Below are 9,292 nucleotides of genomic sequence, written 5' to 3'. Positions count from 1 at the left end.
ACACGTAGTATCGGGTTACTTACTTTATTAAAGCAAATGATTTAAAGAGTTTCGAATATTTATATTATCAAAAGATTTCTTCAGGGCTCTGCGTTGGGGTGGTTCATTTTTTCTTAATTATTTTTATGTTAGATAAGTTAGTTTGTATTTAGTGAAAAAATACTCGTATAGCGAATTATCTATTTTTTTGGTTCGCAAATATGTTTATTTTAGTTGCTTTATAACCAACTATGAAACAAATAAACTATAACCGAAAAAAACTAACAGATCAGACTCTACTTGATTTGTACAAGAGATTATTAAAACCACGGATGGTGGAGGAAAAGATGCTTATCTTAATTCGTCAAGGAAAAGTAACAAAGTGGTTTTCTGGAATTGGACAAGAGGCTATTTCAGTAGGAGTAGTAGCAGCTCTAGAAGAAGATGAGTATGTCTTACCGATGCATCGAAATTTAGGAGTATTTACTTCTAGAGATATTCCTTTACATCGCTTGTTTTCTCAATGGCAAGGAAAAGCAAATGGATTTACAAAAGGAAGGGAACGCTCCTTTCACTTTGGCACTCAAGAATATCATATTGTAGGTATGATATCTCATTTAGGACCACAATTAGGAGTCGCAGATGGAATAGCCTTAGCTCATAAATTGCGAAAAGAGAAAAAGATTACTGCTGTATTTACTGGAGAAGGGGGTACCTCTGAAGGGGATTTTCATGAAGCACTTAATGTTGCTTCTGTGTGGGACTTGCCAGTATTATTCGTTATTGAAAACAATGGTTATGGACTATCTACCCCTACTAATGAACAATACCGCTGTAAGCATTTAGCTGATCGAGCAAAAGGATATGGCATGGAAAGTCATATTATTGACGGGAATAATGTTCTTGAAGTATATTCTAATATCAGTGAGATTGCACAATCAATGCGAGAAAATCCACGCCCTGTATTAATTGAATTTTTGACTTTTCGAAGACGAGGACATGAAGAAGCAAGTGGAACTAAATATGTGCCACAAGAATTAATGGAGGAGTGGGAACGAAAAGATCCAGTGGAGAATTACCGTCAATTCTTATTAAAAGAAGGTGTGTTGACAGAAAAGTTAGATCAAGAAATCCGCGAACTTTTTAAGGATGAGATTAACAGGGATTGGAAAACAGTTCAAGATGAAGAATCTATTGTGCCTAACTTAGAAGAAGAGATAGGAGATGTATATGCACCTTTTGTATATGAAGACAGTAAGCCAAATAAAGAAACGGAGAATATACGTTTTATTGATGCTATCAGTCAAGCTCTAGAGGAATCCTTTGACAAATATCCAGAATTAGTAATAATGGGGCAGGATATTGCAGAATATGGAGGGGCTTTTAAAGTTACAGAAGGTTTTGTAGATAAATTCGGAAAAGAGCGTATTCGAAATACACCTATTTGTGAGAGTGCAATTGTCTCTGCCGCTATGGGATATTCGATTAATGGAGGAAAGGCAATTATGGAGATGCAGTTTGGAGATTTTGTTTCCACAGGCTTCAATCCTATCGTTAACTATTTGGCAAAAATTCACTACAGATGGAATGAAAAAGCTGATGTAGTCATAAGAATGCCATGTGGTGGAGGAACTCAAGCTGGTCCATTTCATTCACAAACTAACGAAGCATGGTTTACTAAAACGCCAGGCTTGAAGGTGGTTTATCCTGCTTTTCCATATGATGCTAAAGGATTAATGAATACAGCAATATGTGATTCTAATCCTGTTGTTTTCTTTGAACATAAACTTTTATATCGCAGTATTTATCAAGATGTACCTAAAGGTTATTATACCTTACCTTTTGGACAAGCAGCTCTAGTAAGAGAAGGAGATGATGTTACAATAATTTCTTTTGGGGCAGGTGTACACTGGGCATTAGAAGTATTAGACATGTATCAAGATATCAAGGCAGACTTAATAGATTTGCGAACATTACAACCTTTAGATACAGAAACTATATATAATTCTGTAAAGAAAACGAATAAAGTTATAATTTTGCAAGAGGACTCCATGTTTGGAGGAGTTGCAAGTGATATATCAGCAATGATTATGGAGGATTGTTTTCAGTATCTAGATGCGCCTGTAAAAAGAGTAGCTAGTTTAGAAACACCAATCCCATTTGTGCAAGCTTTAGAAGAGCAATATCTGCCTAAAGGTAGGTTTGAGAAAGCGCTATTAGAATTAATGGCGTATTAAAAAGAAAGAACTACACAACTATTATATATGAGTAATACAATCACAAAAACAAACTTTTCGTTTCCTAACCAAAAGTCTGTTTATCACGGAAAAGTAAGAGAAGTCTATACTATTAATAATGACTTATTAGTAATGATAGCTACAGATAGATTATCTGCATTTGATGTGATAATGCCTAAAGGAATACCTTATAAAGGACAAATACTTAATCAAATTGCAACTAAGTTCATGGAAATGACTGCTGATATAGTACCAAATTGGTTAGTGGCGACACCTGATCCTAATGTTGCAGTGGGTTTAGTATGTGAGCCATTTAAAGTAGAGATGGTAATAAGAGGATATTTGGCAGGGCATGCAGCTAGAGAATACAATGCTGGAAAACGAATTCTTTGTGGGGTAACTTTACCTGAGGGATTAAAAGAAAACGATCAGTTGCCACAACCCATTATTACTCCTTCTACAAAAGAAGAGTTAGGTCTACACGATGAAGATATTTCAAGAGAAGAGATTATCTCAAAGGGTATAGTGAGTGAAGAAGATTATTTAGTTCTTGAGCAATATACTAGAACTTTATATAAGAAAGGTAGTGAGATTGCTGCTGAAAGAGGTTTGATTCTTGTAGATACTAAATATGAATTTGGTAAAACGAAAGAGGGTAAGATTGTATTAATTGACGAAATTCATACGCCAGATTCTTCAAGATATTTTTATGCTGATGGATATGAAGAACGTCAAGAAAAGGGAGAAGCACAAAAGCAATTATCTAAAGAATTTGTAAGACAATGGCTAATAGGTCAAGGTTTTCAAGGAAAAGAGGGGCAAAGTGTGCCTGAAATGTCTGACGAATACATAAACTCAGTAACTGAAAGATATATAGAATTGTATGAAAAAATAATAGGAGAACCGTTTGTAAAAGCTGATGTATCTAATATTAATGAAAGAATAGAAAGTAATGTTTTAGCTTATCTAGCTAAAAATAATTAAAGTATTAGACTATGGAATTATTAAATAATTTAAAGTGGAGATATGCCACAAAGCGATACAATAAAGAGGTTAAGTTAGAAGATGAAAAGGTAATGCACATTATAGAGGCAGCTCGTATGGCGCCTACTGCAAATGGATTACAGCCTTTTGAGATGATTCTAATTAAGAATCAAGAGTTAAAGGAAAAACTGGTACCTATTGCTATGAATCAACCACAAGTAGCAGAGTGTTCTCATTTGTTGGTATTTGCTGCTTGGGATAGTTACACTGAAGAACGCATTGATCGCGTCTTTAATCATATGGAAGCAATACGCGAGTTGCCATTAGGAACGATGAATGATTACAAGACGAGTGTAAAAGCAAGTTTTGGTAAATTATCTAAAGAGCAACAGTTTAATCATGCAGCAAGACAAGCTTATATTGCATTTGGTATTGCGATCGCAGCAGCAGCTGAAATGCGCATTGATTCATCGCCAATGGAAGGTTTTTTTAATGATCAAATGGATGAAGCGTTAGGCTTAGAGAAGAAAGGATTAAAAAGTGTGACAATTTTAGCTTTAGGTGAACGAGATCATGCAAATGATTGGCTCGCTCCAATGAAGAAAGTACGCTTTGAATTAGAATCATTATTGACGATAATTGAATAAACAAAACGACCTCTATGGAGGTCGTTTTGTTGTTTTAGAATATTGCATATTATCTAATGATAAGTTTTATTTTAAGATGAAATTATATTATGTGTAATTTTTTGTAACAAAAGCTTGTAATAATATATTATCATGGTGTATTTATTCTTAATAAAGAAGTATTCTATATTAGCTTTTTTAGGCAGAAAACTTTATATTCGTAACCAGTAAATTAGTACGTTTTACAATGAGTCAAAATGAAAACAATAAGGCTCTTTCTTTTGAAGATTTCAAGAAGGAGGTAATTCAGGATTATAAGATAGCTAAAACTAGTAGAGAATGTAGTTTACTTGGTAGACGTGAGGTACTAACAGGTAAAGCTAAGTTTGGAATTTTTGGTGATGGTAAAGAAGTGCCACAGTTAGCTTTAGCTAAAGCATTTCAGAATGGAGATTTCCGATCAGGATATTACCGTGACCAAACTTTTATGATGGCTATCGGTCAATTGACAATAGAACAATTTTTTGCAGGATTATTTGGAGATGCCAATATAGAACATGATCCAATGTCTGGAGGACGTCAAATGGGTGGGCACTTCGCTACACATAGTTTGGATGAGAAAGGTAACTGGAAGAAATTAACTGATCAAAAGAATTCAAGTGCAGATATTTCTCCTACTGCTGGGCAAATGCCTAGATTATTAGGATTAGCACAAGCATCAAAATATTATAGAGAGTTTCCTGAAGCTGATAAAGAAAATAACTTTTCAGTAAATGGAAATGAAGTAGCATGGGGAACTATTGGTAATGCTTCTACATCAGAAGGATTGTTTTTTGAAACAATTAATGCTGCTGGAGTATTGCAAGTGCCAATGGTAATGAGTGTATGGGATGACCAATATGGAATTTCTGTTCACGCAAAATACCAAACTACAAAAGAGAGTATTTCTGAAATCTTAAAAGGATTTCAAAGAGATGAAAATGGCAACGGATATGAAATAATTCGTGTAAAAGGATGGGACTATCCTGCTTTAATAGAAGCTTATAATAAAGCCTCTTCTATAGCTAGGGAAGAACATGTGCCTGTATTGATTCACGTTCAGGAACTTACACAACCACAAGGGCACTCTACATCAGGTTCTCACGAACGTTACAAAAGTAAAGAACGCTTAGAGTGGGAAAGTGAGTTTGACTGTGTATTAAAAATGAGAAATTGGATTATCGAATCTAATATTGCTACGGCTGAAGAATTAGATGAGTTAGATAAACAATTGAAGAAAGAAGTGCTTGACGGTAAAAAAGCAGCATGGAAAGCTTATGTAGATCCAATTATTGCAGAAAGAAATGAATTAGTAAGTGTATTAAATGCAGTTGCTGTTTCAAGTCCAAATAAAGTCTTCTTAGAGAAGTTTGCAAATGATTTAATGACGATAAAAGAGCCAATTCGCAAAGATGTAATTACTGTTGCGAGAAAAGCTTTACGTATGGTTATTAACGAGCCAGCTAAAAATGTATTAGTTGATTTTATTAAAAGTTATTTTGATAAGATACAACCAAAATATAGTTCTCACTTAATGTCAGAATCTGATATTACAAGTAGTAAATTAAAAGAAGTTTTACCAGTCTATAGTGATACTTCAGAAGAAGTAGATGCTCGTTTAATATTGCGTGAAAACTTTGATACTATTTTAGGAAATCATGATAATGTTATGATATTTGGAGAAGACTCTGGAAATATTGGTGACGTTAATCAAGGTTTAGAAGGGCTTCAAGAGAAACATGGAGTAAACAGAGTTTCTGATACAGGTATTCGTGAAGCAACTATATTAGGACAAGGGATAGGTATGGCAATGAGAGGTTTAAGACCTATTGCAGAGATTCAATATCTTGATTACCTATTGTATGCTATTCAAATAATGAGTGATGACTTAGCAACATTACAATATAGAACTGTTGGTCGTCAAAAAGCACCATTGATTGTTAGAACTCGTGGACATAGATTAGAAGGGATTTGGCACTCAGGTTCACCAATGGGTATGATTATTAATGCGATTAGAGGAATGCATGTTTTAGTACCTCGTAATATGACAAAGGCAGCAGGATTTTACAATACTTTACTTGAAGGTGATGAACCAGCATTATTAATTGAATGTCTGAATGGTTACCGTCTTAAAGAAAAGATGCCTGATAACTTAGCTGAGATTAGAACTCCACTAGGAGTAGTGGAAACTATAAAAGAAGGTAAAGATCTTACTATTGTATCTTATGGTTCTACTTTAAGAATTATTGAACAGGCTGCAAAAGAGCTATTAGAGATAGGTATAGATGTTGAAATTATTGATGCTCAATCTTTATTGCCATTTGATATTAGTCATGATATTGTAAAAAGCTTACAAAAAACAAATCGACTCTTAGTAATTGACGAGGATGTTCCAGGAGGAGCTTCAGCTTATATTTTACAAAAAGTTTTAGAAGAGCAAGGAGGATATCGTTATTTAGATAGTGAACCACAAACGCTAACATCTAAAGCACATCGACCAGCTTATGGTACAGATGGTGATTATTTCTCAAAACCTTCTTCTGAAGATGTATTTGAAAAAGTATATGATATAATGCATGAAGTAAATCCAACAACTTACCCAAGCTTGTATTAATTAATTATTATAAAAAACCTTTCGTTTAGAAAGGTTTTTTTATTTTTATAAAATAGATGATAAACAGCGAATTATAATCGCATTTTTAGAATGTAGATTATGCTTAAAAGTAATTTTTTATTAGCATATTAAGTGGTTTTTATATTTAAATTGTTTTCTAATTATTATGAAAGCATATAAAATATCATTAATTTTGCAATTGTTTTTTTAAACATAGATATATTATGGTAAACGATTTATTTGACAGAATACAGAAAAATAAAGGACCATTAGGGAAATGGGCATCGCAAGCAGAAGGATATTATGTTTTTCCTAAGCTAGAAGGACCTTTGTCAAATCGTATGATGTTTCATGGAAAAGAAGTGATTAACTGGAGTATTAATGACTATTTAGGGTTATCAAATCATCCAGAAGTTAGAAAAGTAGATGCAGAGGCAGCAGCAGAGTACGGAGCAGCATATCCAATGGGTGCACGTATGATGTCAGGTCACACAACAATGCATGAACAGTTACAAGATGAATTAGCTGCTTTTGTTAAAAAAGAAGCTGCTTATTTATTGAATTTTGGTTACCAAGGGATGTTATCTATTATAGATGCTTTAGTAACAAAGAATGATGTTATTGTTTATGACGTAGATTCTCATGCATGTATTATAGATGGAGTTCGTCTTCATATGGGTAAGAGATTTACGTATAAGCATAATGATATAGAAAGCTTAGAGAAGAACTTAGAGAGAGCTACTAAAATGGCAGAAACTACTGGAGGAGGTATTCTAGTAATTACTGAAGGTGTTTTTGGTATGCGTGGTCAACAAGGTAAACTTAAAGAAATTGTTGCTTTAAAAGATAAGTATAATTTCCGTTTATTAGTTGATGATGCACACGGTTTCGGTACTCTTGGAGCTACTGGTGCTGGAGCAGGTGAGGAGCAAGGATGTCAAGATGGTATTGATGTATATTTCTCTACATTTGCTAAATCAATGGCGTCTATTGGTGCGTTTGTAGCAGCAGATAAGGATATTATTGATTATTTGAAATACAACTTACGTTCTCAAATGTTCGCTAAATCGCTTCCTATGATTTTTACTAAAGGAGCTTTAAAACGTTTAGATTTATTGCGTTCTAACCCAGATCTTAAAAATAAATTATGGGAGAATGTAAACTTACTTCAAAATGGGTTAAAGGAAAGAGGTTTTGATATCGGTGATACAAATACTTGTGTTACTCCTGTATATTTAAAAGGGAGTATTCCAGAAGCTATGGTAATGGTTAATGATTTACGTGAGAACTATAATATTTTCTTATCTATTGTAGTTTATCCAGTTATTCCAAAAGGAATTATCTTATTGCGTATGATCCCAACTGCTACTCATACTAAGGAAGATATCGCTGAGACTTTAGCTGCTTATGAAGCAATTCGTGAGAAATTAGAAAACGGAACTTATAAGAGAATCGCTGAGGAAACAACAGTAGATGTATCTTAAGTCAAGATAATTAAGCATAAAAAAAGGAACTATATTAGTTCCTTTTTTTATGTCTATATTTTTTTACTTTTTAATAGCTAGTTTATATCCTAAATACATTAGTGGAATAGTACCTGCCATTACTATTGAAGTAGTTAATAAAGCATCAGTGGTAAAAAGAGATACGATTGCGCTCGTAAGAAAACATACTCCTAATTGTAATGTGTTTTGCATAGCAGCAGCTTTTCCAGAGTTATTTGGGAAGCATTTTAGGGCTTCTGAGACAACAATAGGATAACATGCACCATTTGATAGTGCCATAAGACAAAAAGGTATTAAAAGAGTTGTTAATGTGGGAGTAGTTAATACTGATAGAAGTAATATACTTGTTACAGATAGACTATACAAAATAATAAAATAAGGTAATATCTTATTGCTTTCTATTTTGTTTGAAAGATATCTATATCCGTATCCTCCTACTAAAAAGGCAATTGTTTGTGGAACAAAGCTAAAACCTATTTCGCTTTCATTATATCCCAATTCTTTTAAGAAGAATGGCGAACCAGTTAACCAAGCGAAAAAAGCACCTGAACACACAGCATATATAGTAACGTTTCCTAAGTATTTTCTAGATTTTAATAAAGATAAATAACTTTTTGTTTCAGCTTGTTCTTGTTGATCATTTGCTACTTTATTGCCTTTTAATGTTAGGGTATAAGCAATAAGTATTATAGCTATAATGGCTAGAGTAATAAAAATAGATTTCCAACCAAAATGATTTAATAGATATACACCTAATAAAGGCGCTAAGGCTGGCGATAATGCAACTAGTGGCATGATCGAAGCAAAAACTTTAGTTGTTTCTTCTTTTGGATATTTTTCTATTACGAGAGCTTGCCAGCTAACTGCTGCAGCACAAACTCCAATAGCTTGTACTAATCTTAATATCAATAGTACAATTACTGAATTTGAAAAATAAATCCCTATTGAGGATAAGGTGAAAATAGTTAAACCAATTAAGATGGCTTTTGATTTTCCCATTTTATCTGAGATTGGTCCCCATAAGAGCTGCCCTATCGCATATCCTCCCAAGAATAAACTTAAACTAGCACTAATATTACTTTTGGTAGTATCCAGATCTATACGCATTTTGTCGAATGCAGGTAGGTACATATCTGTGGCAAGGAACCCAATAATACTTAGACCTGCTAAGTAAACAAGAAATAGAAAACTATTCTTTTTTTGATTTGGCATAATTACTTTTTAATTTAAGGGGGCAAAAGTAATTGTTATCTTCTAATTAGATGGAGAGATAGCTAATATTAACTTGCAATAAGAATTACTATTACT

6 protein-coding genes are annotated in these 9,292 nt (G+C 33.4%); 5 read left to right on the top strand and 1 reads right to left on the bottom strand.

The features are described from left to right. The first annotated feature begins 230 nt into the window (after positions 1-230). From RH98_RS14060 to capB, 5 genes are all read left to right on the top strand, one after another. Positions 231-2,216 carry an alpha-ketoacid dehydrogenase subunit alpha/beta gene (locus tag RH98_RS14060; RefSeq protein ID WP_026038918.1) on the top strand — a complete coding sequence of 662 codons (1,986 nt, stop codon included), beginning with the start codon at positions 231-233 and terminating at the stop codon, positions 2,214-2,216. Positions 2,217-2,243: 27 nt separating this feature from the next. Beyond that, on the top strand, positions 2,244-3,200 hold the full coding sequence (locus RH98_RS14055) for a phosphoribosylaminoimidazolesuccinocarboxamide synthase (RefSeq protein ID WP_010256331.1): 957 nt from the start codon (positions 2,244-2,246) through the stop codon (positions 3,198-3,200). Positions 3,201-3,211: 11 nt separating this feature from the next. Beyond that, on the top strand, positions 3,212-3,847 hold the full coding sequence (locus RH98_RS14050) for a nitroreductase family protein (protein WP_010256329.1): 636 nt from the start codon (positions 3,212-3,214) through the stop codon (positions 3,845-3,847). 226 nt (positions 3,848-4,073) lie between these two features. After that, the gene (locus RH98_RS14045; protein ID WP_010256326.1) at positions 4,074-6,479 is read left to right on the top strand and encodes an alpha-ketoacid dehydrogenase subunit alpha/beta; all 2,406 of its coding nucleotides are present in this window, start codon (positions 4,074-4,076) and stop codon (positions 6,477-6,479) included. 224 nt (positions 6,480-6,703) lie between these two features. Further along, positions 6,704-7,963 (top strand): cysteate-C-fatty acyltransferase, encoded by a 1,260-nt coding sequence (capB, locus tag RH98_RS14040; protein ID WP_010256323.1) that lies wholly within the window; start codon positions 6,704-6,706, stop codon positions 7,961-7,963. A 63-nt stretch (positions 7,964-8,026) separates the two neighbouring features. On the opposite strand, the gene punC is transcribed toward capB, so the two are convergent. Next, positions 8,027-9,196 (bottom strand): purine nucleoside transporter PunC, encoded by a 1,170-nt coding sequence (gene punC / locus RH98_RS14035; protein WP_010256320.1) that lies wholly within the window; start codon positions 9,194-9,196, stop codon positions 8,027-8,029. Between the last annotated feature and the right edge of the window lie 96 nt (positions 9,197-9,292).

The organism is Myroides injenensis M09-0166 (assembly GCF_000246945.1).
Classification (GTDB): Bacteria; Bacteroidota; Bacteroidia; order Flavobacteriales; family Flavobacteriaceae; genus Flavobacterium; species Flavobacterium injenense.
Note: the sequence above shows the minus strand (reverse complement) of the source record. Positions and strands in the feature narration are given on the sequence as shown.